The sequence below is a fragment of the Flavobacterium sp. CBA20B-1 genome (assembly GCF_028473145.1).
Taxonomy (GTDB): domain Bacteria; phylum Bacteroidota; class Bacteroidia; order Flavobacteriales; family Flavobacteriaceae; genus Flavobacterium.
This window is the reverse complement of sequence record NZ_CP092370.1, coordinates 704,468-728,645: the sequence shown is the minus strand read 5'-3', so window position 1 is coordinate 728,645 and position 24,178 is coordinate 704,468. Positions and strand designations below refer to the sequence as shown.

Sequence of the window (24,178 nt, the reverse complement as noted above, 5' to 3'; positions counted from 1 at the left end):
AATTAGAATAATCTACTCAATTCTTAAATCTTTTAGATTTTCGCGATATACCTCTAAAATTTTCACTTTTGTAACATATCCCACCAATTTATTGTTTTGAGTAACCAATATTTCAGAAAGGTGTTGGTCATCGATAATTTTAATTACATTGCCTGTGTTTTCTGACAATGAAACTGAAAAAGCCGGTTTCATTTCTTCCGAAATGGCCGCAGCTCCTAATTGATATTGGTTAAATAATATATGGCGCACATCATTCAAATAGATGATACCTTCGATGGTTTGATCTTCGTTAACAATGGGTATAAAAGTTTGTCCGGTAGCTAAAAATATTGTTTTTGCTTGATACATGGTATCGGCTGTTGTTAAGGTTTCAACCGAATTATTGTAAATGGTGTGCAGTTCAATTTTGTTTAAAATATTTTTGTCTTTATCTGATGTAAACACCATGCCTTTGTCTGCAAGGGTATAAATATCCATGGAATGTTTATCATAATGTTTAGAAATGGCAAAACTGATTGAAGAAACAATCAACAAAGGAACCATTAAACCATAGCCACCCGTAATTTCTGCAATCAGGAAAATGGCTGTTAAGGGCGAGTGAAACAAACCACTTAAAAGACCTGCCATACCTACAACCGTGAAATTGGTTATAGGCATTTCTTTGAAACCAATCAATTCAAAAAATTTTGCGAAGCAAAAGCCCAAATAAGATCCCGCAAAAAGCGATGGCGCAAAATTACCACCGTTTCCGCCCGCACCAAGCGTTAATCCTGTGGCAATACTTTTAAAAAACAAGGTGAACAATACAAAAGCAAAAACCACCCATTTGTTTTCATTAAAGCGTTCGATTAAAGAATTGTCGAGCACATTTTCAGCACTATTATTTGCCAGCGATTTAATACTTTCATATCCTTCCCCAAAAAGTGTGGGAAACAGAAAAATTAAAACGGCCAACATTAAAGCGCCGATCAATGCTTTGCGGTAGGGTTTGTAAGGCAAATTTGCTGTTAAATGTTCAATTTTTCTAAACATTCGGGCATGATATAAGGCAAATAAACCACAAATCACACCAAGAATAACATAATAAAATGTGTTGGAATAGTCGAAGGTTAATTGCTCTTTAAAGTGTAATAAAATACTTTCTTTTAAAACCACTGCCGAAACAATTGCTCCAGTAGCCGAAGAAATCATCAATGGTATAAAAGCAGTGACACTCATATCTGCCAAAATTACTTCAATAGCAAAAAGAACACCTGCTATGGGTGCGTTAAAGGCCGCTGCAATTCCGGCAGCCACCCCACAAGCTAAAAGCAAGGTTCGATCTTTATAATTAAAACGGAAATTTTGTGCATAGTTTGATCCAAAAGCAGCTCCTGTAATGGTTATGGGCGATTCTAATCCGGCAGATCCACCCAAACCAACCGTTAATGAACTGGTTATAATTTGAGCATACATTTGTTTGCGCGGCATAAAACCAGAGCGTTTTGCCACGGCAATCATGATTTGGCTTGTTCCTTTTTCAAGAGAACCATCTAAAAATTTTCGAATTACAAAAACAGTAAGTAAAATACCAACCACTGGCAAAATACTGTTTGAAAAAGGAAGTTTGTAAAGCGTATCCAAATAAGTGGCTAGCTTAAAAACGCCATGTGCAAATGACTTTAATAAAATTACCGCTAATGCAGAAGAAACACCAACCAAAACGCATGATAGATACAAAAATTGCCTATCTGAAATGATTGTTTTCAGCAAATAAACAATTCCTTCTATATATCTAAAAGCTTTTCTAAACCTTGTATTTCCGTTTTTTACTGCATCCATGTTGCAAAAGTAACGCACTAAAAATTAAAAGACAATCATTTTTTAAATTCGTTTACAAGGCGTTGCAACTCTTTATCTGAATGAATCATTAAATCCTTAAAAAACAAGTGAAATTCGCGCTGAAAATCATCATAAAAAGTATGTAAGTCGTCCACAGAGTCGCTCATGTTCGATTTCATAGCGAAGCGATTGTCCATTTGTTGCAAAATCTGCTGTAAATCGGTTAAATGTGCATAGCGTTCCAGCCAATTTTGATGTGTTAAATAAGGAAGTAATTGTTGGGTTTTCAGGTTTAATTCGTCTTGATGATTTTCCAGACTTTGATAGAATCTTTGGGTAAAAAACTGCAAATCTTCGTGGTGATACATTTTCCATTCTTTCGCCAGAAAATGATCGTAAAACATATCCACAATAATTCCAGAAAAGTGATTGTATTTTGGAACCAATCTGTGTTTTGATTGACGAAAAATCGGATGAAAATCAGTAAAACTATCAATAGACCGGTGCAACAAAACCCCAATTTGAATATCATTGTGATAATTTTTATAATCTTTACCACGAATACCATCGCCCATAAAATTGCCAATTTGTATGCGTTCGTTCGTTCCCGATAAATAAATATGCGCTAAAAAATTCATGATATAAAAATAGCGTAAATTGTACTTATCTAATATAATCATTCTTATATTTGTTTGTTAAAAAATGTAAATAAATGACCTTAATAAAATCTATTTCCGGAATTCGCGGTACCATTGGCGGCAACGTGGGCGAAAATTTAACTCCGATCGATGCTGTAAAATTTGCATCGGCTTACGGAACATTTCTTAAAAACAGTCTTCAAAAAGATAAATTAACCGTTGTAATTGGTCGTGATGCCCGCATTTCGGGCCCAATGATTCACCAATTGGTAATGCAAACGTTGGTAGGTTTAGGGATCAACGTAATTGATTTAGGCTTATCAACCACACCAACTGTTGAAGTGGCTGTTCCTCTAGAAAAAGCTGATGGCGGAATTATTCTAACGGCATCGCACAATCCAAAACAATGGAATGCATTGAAATTATTGAACAATAAAGGCGAATTTTTAAGCGGAGCCGAAGGTGCTTTGATTTTAGAAATTGCAGAATCAGACAGTTTTGACTTTGCCGATGTGGATTCGTTGGGAACCATAACCGAAATCACTGATTATATGGACAGACATATCGATGAAGTTTTAAACCTAAAATTAGTTGATGTAGAAGCTGTTAAAAGTAAAAAATTCAAGGTAGTTGTTGATGGTGTAAATTCTTCGGGCGGAATTGTAATTCCTGCTTTATTGAAGAAAATGGGCGTTGAAGTGGTGGAATTGTATTGTGAACCAAACGGACATTTTCCGCACAATCCAGAACCTTTAAAAGAACATTTAACCGATATCTGCGAATTGGTTGTAAAAGAAAACGCCGATTTTGGTATTGTGGTTGATCCGGATGTGGATCGTTTGGCTTTTATCAGCAATAATGGCGAAATGTTTGGAGAAGAATATACCTTGGTAGCTGTTGCAGATTATGTGTTGAGCAAAACTCCGGGCAACACGGTTTCCAACATGTCGTCTTCTCGCGCGTTGAAAGATATTACCGAAAAACATAACGGAATCTACGAAGCATCGGCAGTTGGCGAAGTAAATGTGGTGGAATTAATGAAGAAAAACAATGCCATAATTGGTGGCGAAGGAAACGGCGGAATTATTTATCCTGAAATTCATTATGGTCGCGATGCCTTGGTTGGTGTAGCTTTGTTTTTAACACATTTGGCAAAACAAGATTTAGATGTAGCGGCTTTAAGAACTTCTTACCCGGCCTATTTCATGAGTAAAAACAAAATTGAATTAACACCTGAAATCAATGTAGATGCCATTTTAGAAGAAATGCAAAAACGATATGCCAACGAAAAAATCAGCACTGTTGATGGTGTTAAGATTGATTTGGCAGATTCTTGGGTGCATTTGCGAAAATCGAATACCGAACCCATTATTCGAATTTATACCGAAGCACCGACACAGCAAGCAGCCGATGATTTAGCACAAAAAATTTTACAAGAAATTCAAGAAGTAGTTGGTTAATTTTAAATAGCTTTTTAAGTAAAAAAGTGGTAACTTAGTTACAAACAATTTACTATGAAAGAATATACATTAGTTATGGGCGCATCAGAAAATGAGCAGCGGTATTCCAACATGGCGATAAAAAAATTATTAAACCACCAGTACAAAGTAAAAGCTTTTGGAAACAGAACCGGCGAAGTAAACGGAGTTCCCATTCATAAAGAATTGATTCCTTATGACGATATCGATACCGTAACGATTTACCTGAATCCTACCAACCAAAAACCTTTTTATGAATATATTTTAAACCTGCAACCTCGCCGAGTGATTTTTAACCCGGGAACCGAAAATAAAGAGTTTCAGGAAAAACTCACGCATGCAGGAATTGCTTACGAAGAAGCATGCACTTTAGTTCTTTTAAGCATCAATAAATATTAAAAACACAAAACCGAGCCTTACTTAGACTCGGTTTTTTTGTATCAAAAAAGGTATATTTTTATTGCGGAATCGCTTCTACCAACACTTCATTACCTGCTTGGTCAAAATACGTGCACGTCATTTTTTCCATGCAAACCGCCCATTTTTCAATGCCCGACTTTGCACAGTCACTGCAAAAAGTAGGATAATCGGTTTTTCCTTGCTGGTGTGCTTTTAAATCAGCAACAAATTGTTCCATATTCGAGGCATCGGCAATCACAAAAGCATTGTATTTTGCTTCCGTCGAAGTTTTATAATCATTTGCCCCAAAATAATCGGTATGCCCATCGGTCACAAAAGTTTCATAATACGTCACCCCTAACCCTTTCAAATCCTGAATATAAGCCGGAAAATCCGCACCCGTTTGCACCTTACTGTGCGCTGCCTTAATTTGTTCTACTGTAAACATTTTTCTCTATTTTTAATTTCTATGCAAAGTTGCATCCTTTAAAGCTACTTTCATTGTAAAAAATCGTTTTTTTTTATTTTTTGGGCGTGCCCCCGGCGCAAAGAAAATTTCAGTATAAAAAAAAATTTGTTCGCCGGGGTCGGGCTTTCGGCACTCGCTTTTTTTGTTCCACTTCGTTCCACAAAAAAGAGCTCAGACAAATGCCTCAATCCCTCACGCAAGCTAGTATTTCACAAAAATCGTTTTAGTAAGCTTTTTGCTTATTGCCAAAAGCAACAGCACGGTAATGCCTGCATTTACTATAATCAATTCGTTATCAAAAACATAACCATTCAAAAAGGTAGCAGAATAATTACTAATTAAGAGTGTAATAAACGGAGCGGCTAAACAAATCAATGGCACCCATTGATCGTGTACTGTTCTGTTTTTAAAGAAAATCCCAAAAGTAAATAATCCCAACAAAGGACCGTATGTGTAAGAAGCTATTCTAAAAATCATGCTTACAACCGATGCATCATTTATGGCATTAAAAAGCACAATAACTCCGAACATAATCAAGCAAAAAACAAAATGAACCATTTTCCGAACCTTTACATTTTTTGGTTTATGAACATTTTCGGGTTTATCCATTCCTAAAAAATCAATACAAAAAGAGGTGGTTAATGCCGTTAAAGCAGAATCGGTTGTGGCAAATGTGGCAGCAATTAATCCCAATAAAAAGACCACAGCAGGTACTAATGCCAAATGGTGAAAAGCTATTTCAGGGAATAATAAATCGGTTCGGGGCTTTCCAGTGATTAAATCAGCAGGCACTTGCACGCCATTGGCATCGGCATAAATGTAAAGCAACGCACCAACTCCCAAGAAAAAGATATTAATCAACACAAAAATGCCGGTAAACGTAAACATGTTTTTTTGTGCATCTTTAATATTGGCGCAACTTAAATTTTTCTGCATTAAATCTTGATCTAAACCAGTCATGGCAATGGTTACAAACATTCCACCTAAAAATTGCTTTGCAAAATGAAATTTACTACCCATGAAATCTTCCCAAAAGAAAATTTTGCTGTAACTGCTGTTTTTTACTGTTTCAAAAGCTTCAATGGCGTTTAAATCTAAACTAGAACAAATAAAAATGATGGTTAAAATAACCGAACTCACCAAGAAAAAAGTTTGCAGCGTATCGGTAATAATGATGGCTTTCAAACCCGATTTATAGGTATATGCGTAAATTAAAGCAAGTGAAATTAATCCGGTTACTGCAAAAGGAATTCCGAAAGCATCAAACACAAATCGCTGAAAAACAATCACTACCAAATACAATCGAAAAGCCGATCCAATGGTTCTACTGATTAAAAATATGGCTGCGGCGGTTTTGTAACTGTAAAAACCCAATCGCTTTTCAAAATATTCATAAATAGAAACCAACTGCAACCTATAATATAAAGGTAAAAGTACCGTAGCCGTGATTATAAATCCAACAGCATTTCCCAAAACAAATTGAAAATACTTGAATTGTTCACCACTTGGCGCGCCCACTTCACCAGGCACCGATATAAAGGTAACGCCCGAAAGTGCGGTTCCAATCATTCCAAAAGCCACTAAATACCATTTAGAGTTTTTATTGGCAGAGAAAAAAGCCGAATTACTGCTGTCTTTTCGGCTCACAAAACGAGATATTCCTATTAAAACAGCAAAATATAAAACTAAAATGGTTAAAATTACAGTTGGAGTCATTGGTTTAAATTTTATCAAAAATAACTATTTTATGATAGCTGAAACAAATCCCGCCTTAATTTTCTTTCAAAAAAATTACTACTTTTGCAGTATGGATTTTCCTTCGAAATTATTAGAAAACGCAGTAAACGAAATGGCACAATTACCAGGCATTGGTAAGCGTACTGCTTTGCGTTTGGTTTTGCATTTGCTGCGCCAGCCGATAGCGCACACAACTGCGTTAACCACATCGTTAGATTTATTGCGAAACGAAATTAAATACTGTAAAAGTTGCCATGCTATTTCGGATACGCAATTGTGCGAAATTTGTGAAAAACCATCGCGCGATCATTCGATAATTTGTGTGGTGGAAGATGTTCGCGATGTTATGGCATTAGAAAACACACAGCTTTACAAAGGGATTTATCATGTTTTAGGTGGAAAAATTTCTCCGATTGATGGCGTTGGTCCCAGTCAATTAAATATTAAAACTTTGATTGACAAGGTAAAAAATGGCGGTGTGAAAGAAATTATTTTTGCATTGAGTTCTACTATGGAAGGCGACACCACCAATTTTTATATTTACAAACAGATTAAAGATTTTAATATCACCACATCGACCATTGCACGCGGAATTGCCGTTGGCGATGAGCTGCAATATGCCGATGAAGTTACTTTGGGTAGAAGTTTAATGCACCGCGTACCTTTTGAAAGTAGTTTGAAGATTTAAAAAAATATAGCATCGATTTTATTTTTTGAAAAACAAGTCTATTTTATTTTCAACAATTAGGATATATCCCGAATTTTTAAAATCACTGAAGGGAATATAAGTTGCTCCATTTTCTAGTTTGTAATGAACATTAGAAACAGAAAAAAGTTCCTGATTGAAAATTTTTTGGATAAGTTTAAATTTTTTATTTTGAATTTGTGCTACAAATGTTTCATTACTATCACATATAACAAAATACAAGTTATTGTTATTTATGAAATTGCCTAATGTTTTATATCCATAAGTTTTAATTAATTCTTTACTCCCTTTAGTGGAAACTCGTTCAAAATTGATATCTTTTAAATCTATATTTTCAATTTTCGTAATATGTTCAACATTTTGTATTTCTAGAACAGTTGAACTTAACCCCAAGTGATTTAGTGTATTAGAGATAATATATGCTTCATTAAAGCGAATAACATTTACTGCACAAGTGGATTTACAAATGAACTTATTATTGGAAATTTTATTTGTAAAAACAACAGCACCACCCCACTCTCCTTTACAATAGCTTTCTACAAAATAAGTTTCGTCCTCGTAAAAAGGCTTATCATTATAAATGAGAAAAATAGAATCTTTAGTTTTATCAATAATTTCTTTATCCAAATAATGTGTTTTAACTGTAAATTTTTGCGCCGCACAATTTGTAAACACACCAAACAAAAAAAGCAAATTAAATAAAACTTTAACTTTCATAAATATTATTTTAGAGTAAATATAAACAAAAAATCAACCCAAATTTGGATTGATTTTTTTATGCTATAAAATTCGTTCGGAAACGTAATCTAGTTTTACGGTTGGATATTTGCTTTGCGTCATTTGAATAGAAAATTCAGAATCGGCTAGGAAAACCAATTGTCCCGATTTGTCTTTTGCTAAGAATTTTTGTTTTACGCGTTTAAATTCGGCAAACTCTTCGTTTTTAGGGTCTTCCGGTCGCACCCAACATGCTTTAAAAGCTGGGAAATTTTCGTAAGTACATTTTGCACCGTATTCGTGTTCTAAACGGTATTGAATAACTTCGTATTGCAGCGCACCAACGGTTCCAATTACTTTTCGTCCGTTTAATTCAAGGGTAAACAACTGTGCCACTCCTTCATCCATCAATTGGTCAATTCCTTTTTCCAATTGTTTTGATTTCATTGGATCGGCATTATTAATGTAACGGAAATGTTCCGGTGAAAACGATGGGATCCCTCGGAAATTCATCAATTCGCCTTCTGTAAGCGTATCGCCAATTTTAAAGTTTCCGTTATCGTGCAAACCAACAATATCTCCGGCGTATGAAATATCAACAATTTCTTTCTTTTCGGCAAAAAACGCATTCGGACTCGAAAATTTTAAATTCTTACCTAAACGTACATGCGTGTAAGGTTTATTACGTTCAAAAGTTCCCGAAACGATCTTGATAAACGCCAAACGATCGCGGTGTTTTGGATCCATATTGGCGTGAATTTTAAATACAAAACCTGCGAATTTATTTTCATCAGGAAGCACGGTTCGGGTATCTGAATCTTTTGCTCGGGGCGATGGCGCAATTTCTATAAAGCAATCTAACAATTCGCGCACTCCGAAATTGTTTAAAGCAGATCCAAAGAAAACAGGTTGTAAATCGCCGTTTATATAATCTTCCCGGTTAAATTCTGGATATACTTCAGCAACCAATTCCAGTTCTTCCCGCAATTTTGCAGCGGGTTTTTCACCAACCAATTGATCTAAAGCTTTGTCTTCTAAGTCTTCAATTGTAATTACATCATCGATATTTTTGCGACTGTCTTCACTAAACAAATTAATGTTCTTTTCCCAGATGTTATAAATTCCCTGAAAATCATAACCCATACCAATTGGGAACGACAACGGCGTTACTTTTAATCCTAATTTTTGTTCTACTTCATCCAGCAAATCAAATGCATCTTTTCCTTCACGGTCTAATTTGTTAATAAACACAATCATAGGAATATTGCGCATTCTACAAACTTCAACCAATTTTTCAGTTTGCTCTTCTACCCCTTTTGCAACGTCGATTACCACTATAACCGAATCAACCGCTGTAAGTGTTCTAAAAGTATCTTCGGCAAAATCTTTGTGTCCGGGTGTATCTAAAATATTGATTTTCTTATTTTTATAATTAAACGCAAGCACCGATGTTGCCACCGAAATTCCTCTTTGACGCTCAATTTCCATAAAATCGGATGTAGCTCCTTTTTTAATTTTATTGCTTTTTACCGCACCTGCTTCTTGAATAGCACCACCAAATAAAAGCAATTTTTCGGTTAGGGTGGTTTTACCGGCATCGGGATGGGCAATAACACCAAAGGTTCTTCTGCGTAAAATTTCGTCTTTAAAACTCATTTTAATTTCTTTAAAGGTGCAAAAATAGGATTTTATTGTGGTATTTTAAAACAAATAAAGCGTTGGTTTTTGTAATCGTTTTATGTTCTATCGCAAAAAAGTTTAACTTTGTGCAAACAATCAAAAATGGTAATGAAGCGTATAAAAAAACATTTTCTTTTTCTTCTTTTTTCTTTTTCAACCTTTATGTATGCGCAAAAACCAACCGATGTTTTGGTTACAATTAACGACAGTATATACACTGTTGCTGATTTTGAGCGTTTGTACAATAAAAATATTGATGTAATTGCGGATGAATCTCAAAAAGACATCGACAATTATTTTGAATTGTATAAAACCTATAAATTGCGTTTGCAACACGCATACAGCTTGGGAATTGATCAATCTCCAAAAGTGCAACAAGAATTTGTAATGTACCGAAAGGAATTGGCAGAAAAATATTTTATAAACGAAAAAGAATTAAACCGTTTATTGGATGAAGCTTTAGAGCGAAATAAGTGGGAAGTAAACGCCTCGCACATTTTAATTACTGTTGATGAATTTGCTGCATCTGCTGATACTTTAAAAGCTTATAACCAAGCTATTAACGTTAGAAACGAAATTTTAAAAGGGTTGCCTTTTGAAGATGCCGCTGTTGCCTATTCCAATGATTTAAGTGCAAAACATAACAAAGGCAATTTGGGTTATTTTAGTGTTTTTAAAATGGTTTATCCGTTTGAAAGCGGTGCTTATAACACACCAGTTGGAGCTATTTCAATGCCGATTCGAACAAAGTTTGGTTACCATTTAATTAAAGTTCATAAAAAAAGACCCGCTCCAAAAACAAAGCGAATTGCACATATTTTAGTGGAAACAAAAGACAAAGAACAAGGCGATGCTCAAAAGAAAATCAACGAAATCTATAAACGTTTAGAAGTTGGTGATTCTTTTTTCGATGTTGCTTTTCATTTCTCGGAAGATATTCACACGCGAGACAACGGAGGCGATTTGGGTATTTATAACGAAGGAACACTCAACATTGATGGTATTTCGGATATTTTATATGAGTTGAATTTTAAAGATGCCTATTCAAAACCGTTTACAAGTCAGTATGGATGGCACATCGTTGCAGTCACCGATATCAAAGAACAGCCCGAAGAAGAAGATTTAAAGGCTAACTTTCTCCGAAAAATAAAGTCAGACGAACGCTCAAAAGTGCTTGAAAAAGACTTAATGGATCATTTAAAAGAATTGTATCAATTTAAAGTAAATACCGAAAATCTATCGAAAACCGTATCGCTTTTAAATCGAACCGAATTGATGAACCAACCAAAAGTGGAGCAAACAAAAGAAACCGAAAGCGTGGTAGCTGTTTTTACAGATAATCAAATTACGGTAAAAAATATTTTGGAACATATTTATTCCTTTCCAAACAAATACGCAGCCACACCAACCGATGAATTGCTTGTGAAAAAAGCATTTAATTTTTATACGCTTCAAAAATTAAAAGAAACGTACAACAGTAATTTGGAACGTAATTTTCCTGAGTTTGCACACACTTTACATGAGTATAAAGAAGGTTTAATGTTATTTGATTTATTAGAGGAAAAGATTTGGAATGCAACTGCAAATGATACCGTAGCACTTCAAAATTATTTTGAACAGCACCAATCTAATTACACGCAACCGGCACATTTTATTGGGGAAGTTTATGTTTTCAACAATAAATCTGATGCTAAAACCTATCATAAATTGTTAAAGAACAATTATACAGTTAAAGAAGCAGATTTTCCGATGGTTTATAAATACCAAGGGCGATTTTATAGAAATGATAAACGTTTACCCGAAAATTTAGATTTTAATTCACTGGGAAAAAAGATAATAAAATGGAACAATTTGTACTATGTTTTTTATTTGCGCGATAAAAAAGACAGCTATGAACCTGCATTTGAAGAAGTGAAAAGCAAAGTAATCACAGACTACCAAGTATTATTCGAAAAACAGTTCAATGAGCAATTAAAAGAAAAAGCATCAATAGAAGCCAATCAAGCTGTTTTGAATCAATTAAAAGCCAAATACAACAAAAAAAATCTTAATTAAAATTAAAAATAGACAAAAGTTTGCTGTAGCTATGTATCTTTGTTGCAGTTTGTAAAAATTAATACACAAATATGAAATTATTTCTTAAAAACATTTTAATGACAGTTTTGGCTGTTGTTAGTTTTGTAAGCGTACAGGCACAACAAACAACCAAAAAACGTATCGATGGCGTTGTGGGTGTTGTAGGTAACTACGTTATTTTAGATTCTGATATAAACAATACCCTCATCCAAGCAAAAGCAACCGGCTACGATGCAGCTAAACTAACCCGCTGTGAACTTTTGGGAACACTTTTAGAAAATAAATTGTTCACACACCAAGCCATTCAAGATAGTATTGTGTTGACAGATGAGGAAGTGAATAGTTATATGGATGGACAGATCGACCGTATGGTTGAACAAGCAGGTTCAATTGATAATGTGGTGCAGTTTTACAACAAAAAAAGCTATGAAGAATTAAGAGAAACGTTTTTCGACATTACAAAAGAAAATCTTTTGGCATCGCGTATGCAAGATAAGTTGATAAAAGAAGTAACCATTACCCCAGAAGAAATTCGCCAGTTTTACAATAAAATCCCAAAAGATTCATTGCCAATGGTGGGCGATCAAATAGAAATGGCAGAAATTGTTATAAAACCCGAAATTACCAAAGAACAGCGCCAAGCAGTTATTGATAAGCTCAATGAAATCCGTCAAGACGTTATAGACGGCTCATCGTTTGCCAGCAAAGTGTATATGTATTCTGAAGATAAAGGGTCTATACAAACAGGTGGTTTATATACCATCGACAAAAAAACACAATTTGTAAAAGAATTTAAAGATGTGGCTTTTTCATTAAGAGAAGGCGAAATATCAAAACCTTTCGAAACAGAACACGGGTATCACATTATTTTATTAGAAAAAATTAAAGGGAAAGATTTAGAGCTTCGCCATATATTAATAAAACCAAAACCAACCGCAGAAGCATTAGAAAAAGCAAAAACCACTTTAGATGAGTTGCGCATTCGTATTTTAAACAAAGAAATTACCTTTGCCGATGCAGCTCGCCAATATTCAGAACAAAAAGAAACCAAACAAAGTGGAGGAATTTTATTAGATCGTTCGGGAGAATCTCGATTTGAATTGAATAAAATGGAAGACAGAATGTTGTATGAAATGGTTTCAAATTTAAAAGTAGGTGAAATTTCAAACAACACTTTGGTAACAGATTCCTCAGATAAACAATACTACCGAATTGTTCAAATAACCAATAAAATACCCCAACACCTTGCTGATTTTTCAAAAGATTATATGCAAATACGTTATGTGGCACTCAAATCAAAACAAAACGAGGTGATTGGAAAATGGATAGCAGATCATATAAAAGATACCTATATCTATATCAATGATGATTATCAAAACTGCAACTTTAAAAGCAATTGGCTTAAAAACAGATAATATGCACACAAAAAGCTCTTCTATATGAAGGGCTTTTTGATTATTTAGCAGATATTTGAAAAGAAATGTATCTATATAGCAAAAAAACAATTATTTTTTTTAGATAATGATACGCAGTTTATTAAAATATTGACTTAAAACCACTAAAATAGAATAATTATAAATAATAATTCTTAGAATTGATGAATTTATTAAAAATTTTTTAATTCAAATTGAATTTTGTATTTTTGTAAAAATTAAACATTAAATAACTAAACACAATTTATAAAGTATGGCTTTTGATATTGAAATGATTAAAAAAGTGTACGAAAACATGCCTGCACGTGTTGACAAAGCACGCGAATTAGTAGGTCGTCCGCTAACACTTTCAGAAAAGATTTTATATTCTCATTTATGGGAAGGAACACCTTCACAAAAATTTGAAAGAGCAAAAGATTATGTAGATTTTGCTCCGGATCGTGTAGCATGTCAAGACGCTACTGCCCAAATGGCTTTATTGCAGTTTATGCATGCTGGTAAAGAGCAAGTGGCAGTACCAACAACCGTTCACTGTGATCACTTAATTCAAGCAAAAGTAGGTGCAGAAAAAGATTTAGCTGTAGCAAACAACCAATCAAAAGAAGTTTTTGATTTTCTTTCATCTGTTTCCAATAAATACGGTATTGGCTTCTGGAAACCAGGTGCTGGAATCATTCACCAAATTGTTTTAGAAAACTACGCATTTCCTGGCGGTATGATGATCGGAACCGATTCTCACACAGTAAACGCAGGTGGTTTAGGAATGCTTGCTATTGGTGTGGGTGGTGCAGATGCAGTTGACGTGATGAGCGGTATGGCTTGGGAATTAAAATTCCCTAAACTTATCGGAGTAAAATTAACAGGAAAATTAAACGGATGGACAGCTCCAAAAGATGTTATCTTAAAAGTTGCTGATATTTTAACTGTGAAAGGTGGAACAGGTGCTATTGTTGAGTATTTTGGCGAAGGCGCACTTTCAATGTCTTGTACAGGTAAAGGAACCATTTGTAATATGGGTGCCGAAATTGGTGCTACAACATCTACCTTTGGGTACGATGATTCCATGAGAAGATATTTAACAGCTACCGGTCGTGCAGATGTGGTTGAAGCAGCTGATAAAGTAGCTTCATACTTAACTGCCGATGCAGAAGTATATGCAAACCCAGAGCAATATTTTGACCAATTAATCGAAATTAATTTATCAGAATTAGAACCATATATCAACGGACCTTTCACTCCGGATAGAGGAACACCTGTATCAAAAATGAAAGAAGAAGCCGCTAAAAATGATTGGCCGGTAAAAGTAGAATGGGGATTAATCGGTTCATGTACCAACTCTTCTTATGAAGATATGTCTCGTGCAGTATCAATCGTTAACCAAGCTGTGGAACTTGGCATTACACCAAAAGCCGAGTTTGGTATCAACCCAGGTTCTGAACAAATTCGATACACCATTGAAAGAGACGGTATGATTGCTGCCTTTGAAAAAATGGGAACAAAAGTTTTTACAAATGCTTGTGGACCTTGTATTGGGCAATGGGATCGTGAAGGAGCAGACAAAGGTGAGAAAAACACTATTGTACACTCTTTTAACCGTAACTTCTCTAAACGTGCCGATGGAAATCCAAATACGCATGCGTTTGTAACTTCTCCAGAAATGGTTGCAGCATTGGCAATTTCGGGTCGATTAGATTTTAACCCAATTACCGATAAATTACTAAACGATAATGGCGAAGAGGTAATGTTTAAACCGCCATTTGGCGATGAATTACCAACAAAAGGTTTCGATGTGGAAGACGCAGGTTATCAAGCGCCTGCAGCAGACGGATCTAGCGTGAATGTAGTGGTGAATCCAGATTCATCTCGTTTACAATTGTTAGAACCTTTCCAACCTTGGAACGGTCAAAATATTACAGGAGCTAAATTGTTAATCAAAGCTTTTGGAAAATGTACCACCGACCACATTTCAATGGCAGGACCATGGTTGCGTTTCCGCGGACACTTAGACAATATTTCAAACAATATGCTAATTGGTGCAGAAAATGCGTTTAACGGAAAAGCAAACCTTGTTAAAAATCAATTAACAGGTGAATATGCAGAAGTTCCGGCAGTTCAACGTCAATACAAAGCGGCAGGAATTCCATCGATCGTGGTGGGTGATCAAAACTACGGTGAAGGATCATCGCGTGAGCACGCCGCAATGGAACCTCGCCACTTAGGTGTAAAAGCAGTTCTAGTAAAATCGTTTGCTCGTATCCACGAAACCAACCTTAAAAAACAAGGTATGTTGGCATTGACATTTGCAAACGAAGCAGATTACGATAAAATTCAAGAAGACGATACCATCAACTTTTTAGATTTAACCGAATTTGCTCCAGGAAAACAATTAACTTTAGAATTCGTTCATGCAGACGGTTCTAAAGACATCATCATGGCAAATCATACCTATAACGACAGCCAAATTGAGTGGTTTAAAGCAGGTTCTGCATTAAATTTAATTGCAGCAGGAAAATAATTTCTTGAAAATACACACATAAAAAATCCGACTAATTCATATAATTGGTCGGATTTTTGTTTTAAAATATCTAAAAAATAACCGATATTTACCCTACATTTTTATATATGACTTTTTTAGAAGCAATTATCGCAGTAGTAGCAGTTTCCATGATTTGTTTTTTGGTGACTGTTATTGTGTTGGCAAATCGCAAAAAATTTTTTCGTGTGATTACCATCAACACCTTACTTTTTGTAGGATATTGCTTTGTTGCCTACCATTACGAAACTCTTTTCAATAAAGATGTTTTTGGGAAAGGCAGGATTATATTCTTGCTCACGTGTGTGTTTCTTCATGCAGTTATAGCATTAATCCTTGTAATAAAAAGTGAACGAATCTATGTTCCTTTTTTAAATGAAAATATTGATAAAAAAGTTGAAAAACCAGATGATGAGTAGGTACATAAATATTCTGTACTAAAGACTTTGTTCAACACATTTATTATAAGTAAATTTATCTTTTAAAAATAAAATCAACATAATGAACTTTCAAAATACACAAGAATTTGCACAATCTTTAGATGCGCAAGACGAATTAAAGAAATACCAAAGCGAATTTGTTTTCCCACAAGTCAACGGAAAAAAAGCAATCTATTTTACGGGAAATTCATTGGGATTAATGCCAAATCGCGCCAAAAAATATGTAGATGAAGTGATGAATGATTGGGCAAATATGGCTGTTGAAGGACATTTTTATGCACAAAAGCCATGGTGGGATTACCATGAGCGTTTTTCAAATCCGTTATCAAAAATTGTGGGAGCAAAACCTAGTGAGGTTTCTGTAATGAACACCCTTACTGTGAATTTACACATGATGATGGTTTCGTTTTATAACCCAACACCTACCCGATTCAAAATTATTTGCGAAGAAAAAGCTTTTCCTAGCGACCAGTATATGTTGCAAACCCAAGTTAAATTTCATGGTTTCGATCCAAAAGATGCTATTGTTGAAGTACAGCGAAGAGCAGGTGAGCACAATCTGCGCAACGAAGACATTATCGCTAAGATTAATGAAGTAGGCGATGAATTGGCTTTGGTTTTAATCGGTGGAATCAACTATTACACTGGTCAGGTTTTAGATATGGAAAACATCACAAAAGCGGGTCATGCGGTTGGTGCAAAAGTAGGTTGGGATTTGGCACATGCTGCCGGAAATATCGAGCTCAAATTGCACGATTGGAATGCAGATTTTGCATGTTGGTGTAGTTACAAATACATGAATGCAGGTCCAGGAAGTGTTGCCGGATATTTTGTACACGAAAAACATCACAACAATCCTGATCTAAATCGTTTTGGAGGATGGTATGGTCACGATAAAGAACGCCGTTTTTTAATGGAGCCGGAATTTACACCAAATGAAGGAGCATTGGGTTGGCAAAGTTCATGTACGGGTGTTTTAGCAATGGCACCTTACTTGGCATCTGTTGAAATGTTTGATGAAATTGGTATGGATGCCCTTATAAAAAAGCGCAATTTAATAACCGCTTATTTAGAGTTTATCGTAAACGAAATAGCCAAAGAAACCAATACCAATTTAGAAATTATCACTCCAAAAAATCAAACAGAACGAGGATCGCAGCTTTCTGTGGTTTTACACGGCGAAGGAAAAGAACTTTTTCATTATTTAATGAAAGAAGGCGTGATTGTAGATTGGCGCGAACCAGCAGTTATTCGTTTAGCTCCGGTGCCATTATATTCAACCTTTGAAGATATGTATCATTTTGGACAAATTTTGAAAAAAGGAATACAAACAACTTAATATATTTAGCCAGCTTTACGCTGGCTTTTTTTATATTTGTAACGCATAAAAAGAAATAAAAAATGCTTACTAAACAACAAAAAATAGAAAATTTTGATCCATCGCAACCCGGTTCGGCTGATGCATCTATTTATGGATTACCTTTCACAGCAAACGAAAGTGAAATAATCATTTTACCAGCACCTTGGGAAGTAACGGTGAGTTATGGAAGTGGTGCCAGTGAAGGACCTGAAGCAATTTTAAACGCTTCCTTTCAAGTTGATTTACTGCATCAAGAATTTCCAGATTTATGGAAATTAGGAATTTATATGGACGAAGCGCCGCAACATTGGATGGAAAACAGCGAAAAATATAAAAATTTAGCCCAACCTATCATTGAAGCGTTAGAAAATGGTGAAGCCATAGAAACATTCCCACAACTACAGGCCGATTTAGATAAAATTAATAAAGCATCGGCTCAATTCAACCAAGAAGTGAAAGAGCGCACACTTTATTGGATGAATAAAGGTAAAAAAGTAATTCTTTTGGGTGGCGACCATTCAACCCCAATGGGTTATTACGAAGCTTTGGCAAGTAAAAACGACCATTTTGGTATTCTGCACTTTGATGCCCACATGGATCTGCGCGAAGCTTACGAAGGTTTTACCTATTCGCACGCTTCCATCATGTACAATGCGATTAAATTACCACAAATAGAAAAAATTGTGCAAGTAGGTATTCGTGATTTTAGTGAAGGCGAAGTAAGCGTGATTAAAAAATCTAACAAAGTAAAAGTGTATACCGATACCGATTTAAAAGCAAATCAATTCACAGGAACAACTTGGCAGGATCAGTGCAATGAAATAATATCGCAGTTACCTGATAATGTTGCAATTAGCTTTGATATAGATGCTCTTTATCGTTGGTATTGTCCCAATACAGGTACACCAGTTCCGGGTGGTTTAGCTTACGAGCAAGCTACTTACTTATTGAGCAGATTGGCAGAATCAAACAAAAATATCATCGGAATTGATTTGGTTGAAGTTGCTCCGGGATCTGATGATTGGGACGGAAATGTTGGTGCACGCTTATTATTTCATTTATGTGGTGTTTTCGCTAAAAATTCTGGAATGAATGTAGGCGAAAAGATTGAGTTTTAATTAGAATTAAATTTATTCCTTTTTATGGAAGACATTAATAAAGAAGTACATCAAGCATTTGAAGTAATTAAAAACGGAGGAATTATCCTTTATCCAACCGACACTGTTTGGGGATTGGGCTGTGATGCAACCAACGAAGAAGCTGTGAAGAAAATTTACGAGCTTAAAAAACGTGCGGAAAGCAAAAGCATGATTGTTTTGGTGAACAACGACCGCTTACTTTACCATGTTTTTAAAGACATTCCACAAGTGGCTTTTGATATTTTAGATTGTGCCGAAAAACCAACAACTTTGGTTTTAGATGAGCCCAGAAATGTAGCAAAAAACTTAATTGCCGAAGACAATTCATTGGGAATCCGTATTGTAAATACCCCTTTTGTTTTCAAATTGGTAGAGCGAATGAAGCGTCCGTTGGTATCCACATCGGCTAATATTTCTGGCGATGTCACTCCTACCCGGTTTTCAGAAATCTCTCAAGAAATAATAAATGGAGTAGATTATGTGGTACAATTAGATCAAGATAAAATCTGTAAAAAATCATCAACAGTAATTAAACTTACAAATGATGCTCAAGTAAAAATTTTAAGAAAATAATGATTCATTCATCCAATTATAAAGAAGCCTTACAAGATCCCATTTTTGAAATAATAAAACAAGCTGCCGAAGCATTGAAGGTAGATGCTTATGTGATTGGTGGATTTGTACGCGATTACATTTTGCAACGCAATTCTAAAAAAGATATTGATATTGTGGCTGTTGGAAGCGGTATTGATTTGGCTTTGAAAGTTTCGGAACTGATTCCGCACCACCCAAAAGTACAGGTTTTTAAAAATTATGGCACAGCTATGCTGCGTTTTAACGATATTGATATTGAATTTGTTGGCGCAAGAAAAGAATCATATCGAGCTGATAGTAGAAATCCATTGGTTGAAAACGGAACACTTAAAGACGATCAAAACCGACGAGATTTTACCATAAATGCCATGGCTTTTTCATTAAACGAAGACCATTTTGGTGATTTGGTGGATCCTTTTGATGGAATGATCGATTTGCAAAATCAAATTATTCGCACACCACTTGATCCAGATATCACTTATTCTGACGATCCCTTGCGAATGATGCGCGCCATTCGGTTTGCCACTCAGTTACATTTTACCATTGAAGAACAATCGCTGGATGCAATTGCAAAAAATGCCGATCGTATAAAGATTATTTCGGGCGAGCGAATAGTGGAAGAATTACATAAAATTTTAATGACTGAAAAACCATCTACAGGCTTTTTACTGTTGTACAAAACAGGGTTACTCGATTTAATTTTACCTGAATTAACTGCCTTAAACAATGTGGAAGAAGTGGAAGGTCACACACACAAAAACAACTTTTACCACACCTTAGAAGTGGTTGATAATATTTGTCCGAATACAGATGATTTATGGCTGCGTTGGGCTGCTTTGTTGCACGATATTGGAAAAGCGCCTACCAAAAAATTCAATAAGAAGAACGGTTGGACATTCCATGGGCACGAATTTTTAGGCAGTAAAATGGTGAAGCGAATTTTTCAGCGTTTACACATGCCTTTAAACCAAAAAATGCGTTTTGTGCAGAAAATGGTGGCGATGAGTTCTCGACCAATTGTAATCGCAGAAGATACAGTCACCGATTCGGCAGTTCGCCGGTTGGTGTTTGATGCAGGCGAAGATGTGGAAAATTTGTTAACCTTGTGCGAGGCAGATATTACTACGAAAAATCAAAAGAAGTTTCAAAAATACCATAACAATTTTAAAATTGTTCGCCATAAAATTGTGGAAGTTGAAGAGCGCGATCATGTACGCAATTTTCAGCCACCCATTACTGGCGAAGAAATAATGGAAATTTTTGATCTAAAACCTTCAAGAGAAATCGGACAAATTAAAGATGCCATTAAAGAGGCTATTTTGGAAGGTGATATTGCTAATGAGTATGCTGCGGCGTATCAATTTATGTTAAAAAAAGCAGATAGTTTAGGGTTAAAACCCGTTAATCCAAAGTTATAATTATGGAAAGCAAATCGTTTATTCGTTGGGCAAAAATCACACTTGTATTGGTTTATTTGGTCATTATTGCAGGAGCAACTGTCCGCATGACTGGTTCGGGAATGGGATGTCCTGATTGGCCAAAATGCTTTGGATATTATATTCCACCCACACAAGTGGAAGAATTGCTTTGGAAGCCCAATCATGCTTATAATAAAGGACAAGTAATCATCAACAGCAATAAATTGTGGGTTGCAAATAGCGATTTCACTACAAATGATGTGTACAATCCAAGCCATTGGAACGAATATACAAAACACGATTATGCTGTTTTTAACCCTTACCACACTTGGGTTGAATACATCAATAGATTGTTTGGCGCATTGGCCGGTTTGGCTTGTTTGGTGTTATTTATTCATTCAATAATTTCTGTAGCATTTTTTAAAGCAAATTATAAGCTAATTATTTGGTCGGCAATTGTGCTGTTTTTATTAGGATTTAATGCTTGGTTAGGTGCAACGGTGGTTTTTTCGGTATTAAATCCGGTAAGAATTACCACACACATGATTGCCGCATTATTAAATGTTGCCGCGTTAATTTATTTGATCCATTTAGCCAGAATCAACAAAAAATATGTTGGTAAATACGACGCCGTTTTTCATATTTTCACTTGGGTTGCGATGCTTTTTTCGTTGATACAGATTGGTTTAGGAACGCAAGTTCGCCAGTTTATAGATATACAAACAAGAAGCGGAATCACCGATGTATCGCTTTGGTTACAAAATCCGGATTTAACTTTTTATATCCACAGAACATTTTCGTTTGTGATATTTTTTGTAAATCTTTACCTGTTTTTAAGAAATAAACGATTGAATTTAGGAAACACCAAAGTGAACTGGATCATGTTTTTACTGATTTTAGAAATCATTACAGGCATATTAATGTACTACATACATTTTCCGTTTGGTACACAAGCTGCGCATTTGGTTCTTGCGGCTGTTATGTTTGGCTTGCAATTTGCCATTATTTTAGAATCAAAAAAGAATTAATTCCTCATGAAAAAAATCGTTGTATTAGTTGCAATTTTGCTCACAACCATAAAAGGTTTTTCAATCACTACTGAAAAAGGAGATCCAAAATTAGGGGCATGGTATATGTATTTTGGAAATGCTCGATTTCAAAATACCAAGTGGAACCTTAACTACGATGTGCAATATCGAAATTATGAAGTTTTTTCTGATTTAAACCAACTTTTAATTCGGGGTTCTGTTCAATATATGCTGCTTGATAATCTTACATTGGGCGCAGGGTATGGTTTTGTGAACACAGAGCAATACTTAAAACCCGATGTTCCAGTTATCGAAAACCGAATTTTTCAGGATGTGATTTCCCAACAAAAAATTGCAACTGCTACTGTGAGGCATCGATTCAGGTTTGAACAGCGTTTTGTTGAAAATCAGGATTTTAAATCAAGGTTTAGGTATTTATTAGGAATAGATGTTCCGATTTATCAGAATACCGAAAAAAATCAAAGCTTGTATGCAAGTTTCTACAATGAACTTTTTATGAATACCGATGAAGCTTCAAGAAAAAATAATGCATTCGACAGAGATCGCTTATATATTGGTGCGGGTTATAAATTCAATAAAGATCTAGGAATTCAAGTTGGTTGGATGAATCAGATGCTTCAAAAAACATCGCACCAGCAATTAATGTTTTCATTGCATCATAATTTGAAAATATAAAACAGAAACGCTTTCATTACGAAAGCGTTTTATTTTTGTTACTACTTAATTTTTCTTTAATAACCGAATAAATAATCGGAAGCACCGAAAGTAAAATAATCAGCAACACTACTTTTGAAAAATTGTCTTTTATCAATGGAATGTTTCCTAAAAAATAACCTGCCAAAGTAATACCAAAAACCCAGATAAATCCGCCTACAAAATTATAGGTTAAAAAGGTAGCGTAATTCATTCTGCCAATACCTGCAACAAACGGAGCCAAGGTTCTAACAATTGGAACAAAACGTGCAATAACAATGGTTTTGCTGCCGTATTTTTCGTAAAACGAATGGGTTTTATTAATATGTTCAATCGTAACCGGCTGTTTGCCCAATATTTTAAAATTGATGATGCGCATGCCGATTTGTTTCCCAATTGAATAATTAACGGTATCGCCCAAAACTGCTGCAATAAACAATAAAATCATTACTAACCAAACATTTAAACTTTCGGGAAACTGTGCTGCCAACATTCCGGTTGCAAACAACAAAGAATCACCCGGTAAAAAAGGCATTACAACCAAACCGGTTTCAACAAAAATAATTAAAAACAATATGGCATAAACCCACACGCCATAATCTTGTAAAAAAACCTCTAAATATTGGTCAATGTGTAATATAAAATCGATTAATTCCATTTTAAAATCTTGAAAAAATACATAAAAAAAAGGCTTTCGCCTTCCTTATTCCGTTGGTCCTTCCCACTCGTTCATTCCTCCAACCAAGTTAAAAGTATTTTGAAAACCCAATTGGTTCATCAATAAACACGTTTGTCCGCTGCGGTTTCCAGAACGGCAATAAACATAATAATTTTTCGATTTATCTAAGTTTTCTAACGCGTTTAAAAAATCTTGTCCTTGGTAAAAATCATGATGAACAGCTCCTGGAATAGTTCCTTCACTTACTTCCTCTTCCGTGCGAACATCTAACAAAACAGCGTTTTCATCGTTTTGAAAATCGCTCCACCATTGTTCTTGTTGTAAATCCATGTTTTTAGAATTTTATTTTTTTTCAAAGATAATTAAATCCTTTTAAAATAAAGAAATCTTACTAATTTAGTAATCTTAAAAATTTATCCCAATGTCTTCACACCACATAGTACGCGATGATCAAGAACCTGCTTTAATAATTGCCAATGGCGAAACTTGTTCAATGGATTTGCTGAATCAATTATTAGAATGGAATCCGCTGGTGGTTGTGTTAGACAGCGCCATTACGCGTGTTTTGGAATTAGGAATTAAAGTAGATGTTTTAATTGGTGATTTTGATCGGAATTTTGATTACGAATACTACAAGAATTTACAGTATCCTATTGAAATTGTGAAGTTAGAGGAGCAGGATTCGTATGATATCGACAAAGCCATCAATTATTTAATTAATCGAAAAATACCTGCAGCAAATATTTTGTGGGCAACTGGCAAAAGAATGGATCACACGTTTACTAATATTACTAATTTGGTTAAATATCAAGCCCTGATAAAACTTGTTATTATTGATGATTACTCGAAAATTTTTCCGTTGCAGAAAAACTTCGTGAAATGGTATCCTAAAGAAACTATTTTATCTTTGATTCCTGTTGGAACGGTTGACGGAATTTCAACTAAAAACCTTAAATACGAACTTAAAAACGATACCCTGATTTTAGGTTTCAAACCAGGAAGCAGTAATGAAGTATTAACAGATGGTTTGGTGGAAATAACGTATGAACACGGACATTTAATCCTTATGGAGTGTAACGATTAAATTTGATGACATATTAAAATTATTCACATTTTAAT

22 protein-coding genes are annotated in these 24,178 nt (G+C 35.0%); 14 read left to right on the top strand and 8 right to left on the bottom strand.

The window, feature by feature from the left end; genetic code table 11:
* Window positions 1–12: 12 nt before the first annotated feature.
* Together MG290_RS03690 and MG290_RS03685 are read right to left on the bottom strand one after the other, a co-directional pair.
* Complete coding sequence (locus MG290_RS03690) at window positions 13–1,821, bottom strand: chloride channel protein (protein ID WP_264562560.1); 1,809 nt, start codon at window positions 1,819–1,821, stop codon at window positions 13–15.
* A gap of 35 nt (window positions 1,822–1,856) precedes the next feature.
* Entirely contained in the window at window positions 1,857–2,501 is a 645-nt protein-coding gene (locus MG290_RS03685; protein WP_264562559.1) for an acyl carrier protein phosphodiesterase, read from the bottom strand.
* Window positions 2,502–2,533: 32 nt separating this feature from the next.
* Here MG290_RS03685 and glmM point away from each other — a divergent pair, with 32 nt between their 5' ends.
* Complete coding sequence (glmM, locus tag MG290_RS03680; protein WP_264562558.1) at window positions 2,534–3,919, top strand: phosphoglucosamine mutase; 1,386 nt, start codon at window positions 2,534–2,536, stop codon at window positions 3,917–3,919.
* A gap of 54 nt (window positions 3,920–3,973) precedes the next feature.
* Window positions 3,974–4,336, top strand: a complete 363-nt coding sequence (locus MG290_RS03675; RefSeq protein WP_264562557.1) for a CoA-binding protein — start codon at window positions 3,974–3,976, stop codon at window positions 4,334–4,336.
* 58 nt (window positions 4,337–4,394) lie between these two features.
* Here the strand turns inward: MG290_RS03675 and MG290_RS03670 are convergent, their stop codons facing one another.
* Together MG290_RS03670 and MG290_RS03665 are read right to left on the bottom strand one after the other, a co-directional pair.
* Window positions 4,395–4,784 carry a DUF1398 domain-containing protein gene (locus tag MG290_RS03670; RefSeq protein ID WP_264562556.1) on the bottom strand — a complete coding sequence of 130 codons (390 nt, stop codon included), beginning with the start codon at window positions 4,782–4,784 and terminating at the stop codon, window positions 4,395–4,397.
* A gap of 222 nt (window positions 4,785–5,006) precedes the next feature.
* Window positions 5,007–6,521 carry a sodium:solute symporter gene (locus MG290_RS03665; RefSeq protein ID WP_264562555.1) on the bottom strand — a complete coding sequence of 505 codons (1,515 nt, stop codon included), beginning with the start codon at window positions 6,519–6,521 and terminating at the stop codon, window positions 5,007–5,009.
* Between the two features lie 91 nt (window positions 6,522–6,612).
* On the opposite strand from MG290_RS03665, the gene recR reads away from it, so the two are divergent.
* Window positions 6,613–7,230, top strand: coding sequence for a recombination mediator RecR (gene recR / locus MG290_RS03660; RefSeq protein WP_264563175.1), 618 nt, complete (start codon window positions 6,613–6,615; stop codon window positions 7,228–7,230).
* 18 nt (window positions 7,231–7,248) lie between these two features.
* Here the strand turns inward: recR and MG290_RS03655 are convergent, their stop codons facing one another.
* On the bottom strand, window positions 7,249–7,965 hold the full coding sequence (locus MG290_RS03655; RefSeq protein WP_264562554.1) for a hypothetical protein: 717 nt from the start codon (window positions 7,963–7,965) through the stop codon (window positions 7,249–7,251).
* Window positions 7,966–8,028: 63 nt separating this feature from the next.
* Window positions 8,029–9,621 (bottom strand): peptide chain release factor 3, encoded by a 1,593-nt coding sequence (locus tag MG290_RS03650; RefSeq protein WP_264562553.1) that lies wholly within the window; start codon window positions 9,619–9,621, stop codon window positions 8,029–8,031.
* Between the two features lie 132 nt (window positions 9,622–9,753).
* Between MG290_RS03650 and MG290_RS03645 the strand changes: the two genes are divergently transcribed.
* The 10 genes from MG290_RS03645 to MG290_RS03600 all read left to right on the top strand — a co-directional run bounded on the left by MG290_RS03645 (window position 9,754) and on the right by MG290_RS03600 (window position 22,362).
* Entirely contained in the window at window positions 9,754–11,700 is a 1,947-nt protein-coding gene (locus MG290_RS03645) for a peptidylprolyl isomerase (RefSeq protein WP_264562552.1), read from the top strand.
* Between the two features lie 71 nt (window positions 11,701–11,771).
* Complete coding sequence (locus MG290_RS03640) at window positions 11,772–13,136, top strand: peptidylprolyl isomerase (RefSeq protein WP_264562551.1); 1,365 nt, start codon at window positions 11,772–11,774, stop codon at window positions 13,134–13,136.
* A gap of 271 nt (window positions 13,137–13,407) precedes the next feature.
* Window positions 13,408–15,669 (top strand): aconitate hydratase, encoded by a 2,262-nt coding sequence (locus MG290_RS03635; protein ID WP_264562550.1) that lies wholly within the window; start codon window positions 13,408–13,410, stop codon window positions 15,667–15,669.
* Between the two features lie 107 nt (window positions 15,670–15,776).
* Window positions 15,777–16,106 (top strand): hypothetical protein, encoded by a 330-nt coding sequence (locus MG290_RS03630; protein WP_257499026.1) that lies wholly within the window; start codon window positions 15,777–15,779, stop codon window positions 16,104–16,106.
* Window positions 16,107–16,188: 82 nt separating this feature from the next.
* Window positions 16,189–17,466: a kynureninase gene (gene kynU / locus MG290_RS03625; protein ID WP_264562549.1), complete on the top strand. Its 1,278-nt coding sequence runs from the start codon at window positions 16,189–16,191 to the stop codon at window positions 17,464–17,466.
* 62 nt (window positions 17,467–17,528) lie between these two features.
* Window positions 17,529–18,605, top strand: a complete 1,077-nt coding sequence (locus tag MG290_RS03620; protein WP_264562548.1) for an agmatinase family protein — start codon at window positions 17,529–17,531, stop codon at window positions 18,603–18,605.
* 24 nt (window positions 18,606–18,629) lie between these two features.
* Window positions 18,630–19,199: an L-threonylcarbamoyladenylate synthase gene (locus MG290_RS03615; protein ID WP_264562547.1), complete on the top strand. Its 570-nt coding sequence runs from the start codon at window positions 18,630–18,632 to the stop codon at window positions 19,197–19,199.
* The gene (locus tag MG290_RS03610; RefSeq protein WP_264562546.1) at window positions 19,199–20,638 is read left to right on the top strand and encodes a CCA tRNA nucleotidyltransferase; all 1,440 of its coding nucleotides are present in this window, start codon (window positions 19,199–19,201) and stop codon (window positions 20,636–20,638) included. The genes MG290_RS03615 and MG290_RS03610 overlap by 1 nt, the downstream gene beginning before the upstream one ends.
* A gap of 2 nt (window positions 20,639–20,640) precedes the next feature.
* Window positions 20,641–21,666, top strand: a complete 1,026-nt coding sequence (locus MG290_RS03605; RefSeq protein ID WP_264562545.1) for a COX15/CtaA family protein — start codon at window positions 20,641–20,643, stop codon at window positions 21,664–21,666.
* 6 nt (window positions 21,667–21,672) lie between these two features.
* Window positions 21,673–22,362, top strand: a complete 690-nt coding sequence (locus MG290_RS03600; RefSeq protein ID WP_264562544.1) for a DUF2490 domain-containing protein — start codon at window positions 21,673–21,675, stop codon at window positions 22,360–22,362.
* 16 nt (window positions 22,363–22,378) lie between these two features.
* Here MG290_RS03600 and MG290_RS03595 read toward each other — a convergent pair whose 3' ends face one another.
* Together MG290_RS03595 and MG290_RS03590 are read right to left on the bottom strand one after the other, a co-directional pair.
* Window positions 22,379–23,038 carry a DedA family protein gene (locus MG290_RS03595; protein ID WP_264562543.1) on the bottom strand — a complete coding sequence of 220 codons (660 nt, stop codon included), beginning with the start codon at window positions 23,036–23,038 and terminating at the stop codon, window positions 22,379–22,381.
* Window positions 23,039–23,083: 45 nt separating this feature from the next.
* A complete protein-coding gene (locus MG290_RS03590) occupies window positions 23,084–23,389 on the bottom strand; it encodes a rhodanese-like domain-containing protein (protein ID WP_264562542.1) in 306 nt (101 codons plus the stop codon).
* 91 nt (window positions 23,390–23,480) lie between these two features.
* On the opposite strand from MG290_RS03590, the gene MG290_RS03585 reads away from it, so the two are divergent.
* Complete coding sequence (locus MG290_RS03585; RefSeq protein WP_264562541.1) at window positions 23,481–24,143, top strand: thiamine diphosphokinase; 663 nt, start codon at window positions 23,481–23,483, stop codon at window positions 24,141–24,143.
* Window positions 24,144–24,178 lie beyond the last annotated feature (35 nt).

What these genes read in the sequence shown, in the direction of transcription:
- kynU (WP_264562549.1), top strand. Translation starts at nt 16,189, where the DNA reads ATGAACTTTCAAAATACACAAGAATTTGCACAATCTTTAGATGCGCAA.
- MG290_RS03670 (WP_264562556.1), bottom strand. Translation starts at nt 4,784, where the DNA reads ATGTTTACAGTAGAACAAATTAAGGCAGCGCACAGTAAGGTGCAAACG.
- MG290_RS03620 (WP_264562548.1), top strand. Translation starts at nt 17,529, where the DNA reads ATGCTTACTAAACAACAAAAAATAGAAAATTTTGATCCATCGCAACCC.
- glmM (WP_264562558.1), top strand. Translation starts at nt 2,534, where the DNA reads ATGACCTTAATAAAATCTATTTCCGGAATTCGCGGTACCATTGGCGGC.
- MG290_RS03590 (WP_264562542.1), bottom strand. Translation starts at nt 23,389, where the DNA reads ATGGATTTACAACAAGAACAATGGTGGAGCGATTTTCAAAACGATGAA.
- MG290_RS03665 (WP_264562555.1), bottom strand. Translation starts at nt 6,521, where the DNA reads ATGACTCCAACTGTAATTTTAACCATTTTAGTTTTATATTTTGCTGTT.
- MG290_RS03605 (WP_264562545.1), top strand. Translation starts at nt 20,641, where the DNA reads ATGGAAAGCAAATCGTTTATTCGTTGGGCAAAAATCACACTTGTATTG.
- MG290_RS03655 (WP_264562554.1), bottom strand. Translation starts at nt 7,965, where the DNA reads ATGAAAGTTAAAGTTTTATTTAATTTGCTTTTTTTGTTTGGTGTGTTT.
- MG290_RS03615 (WP_264562547.1), top strand. Translation starts at nt 18,630, where the DNA reads ATGGAAGACATTAATAAAGAAGTACATCAAGCATTTGAAGTAATTAAA.
- MG290_RS03685 (WP_264562559.1), bottom strand. Translation starts at nt 2,501, where the DNA reads ATGATTATATTAGATAAGTACAATTTACGCTATTTTTATATCATGAAT.
- MG290_RS03645 (WP_264562552.1), top strand. Translation starts at nt 9,754, where the DNA reads ATGAAGCGTATAAAAAAACATTTTCTTTTTCTTCTTTTTTCTTTTTCA.
- MG290_RS03640 (WP_264562551.1), top strand. Translation starts at nt 11,772, where the DNA reads ATGAAATTATTTCTTAAAAACATTTTAATGACAGTTTTGGCTGTTGTT.
- recR (WP_264563175.1), top strand. Translation starts at nt 6,613, where the DNA reads ATGGATTTTCCTTCGAAATTATTAGAAAACGCAGTAAACGAAATGGCA.
- MG290_RS03595 (WP_264562543.1), bottom strand. Translation starts at nt 23,038, where the DNA reads ATGGAATTAATCGATTTTATATTACACATTGACCAATATTTAGAGGTT.
- MG290_RS03630 (WP_257499026.1), top strand. Translation starts at nt 15,777, where the DNA reads ATGACTTTTTTAGAAGCAATTATCGCAGTAGTAGCAGTTTCCATGATT.
- MG290_RS03600 (WP_264562544.1), top strand. Translation starts at nt 21,673, where the DNA reads ATGAAAAAAATCGTTGTATTAGTTGCAATTTTGCTCACAACCATAAAA.
- MG290_RS03650 (WP_264562553.1), bottom strand. Translation starts at nt 9,621, where the DNA reads ATGAGTTTTAAAGACGAAATTTTACGCAGAAGAACCTTTGGTGTTATT.
- MG290_RS03675 (WP_264562557.1), top strand. Translation starts at nt 3,974, where the DNA reads ATGAAAGAATATACATTAGTTATGGGCGCATCAGAAAATGAGCAGCGG.
- MG290_RS03635 (WP_264562550.1), top strand. Translation starts at nt 13,408, where the DNA reads ATGGCTTTTGATATTGAAATGATTAAAAAAGTGTACGAAAACATGCCT.
- MG290_RS03690 (WP_264562560.1), bottom strand. Translation starts at nt 1,821, where the DNA reads ATGGATGCAGTAAAAAACGGAAATACAAGGTTTAGAAAAGCTTTTAGA.
- MG290_RS03610 (WP_264562546.1), top strand. Translation starts at nt 19,199, where the DNA reads ATGATTCATTCATCCAATTATAAAGAAGCCTTACAAGATCCCATTTTT.
- MG290_RS03585 (WP_264562541.1), top strand. Translation starts at nt 23,481, where the DNA reads ATGTCTTCACACCACATAGTACGCGATGATCAAGAACCTGCTTTAATA.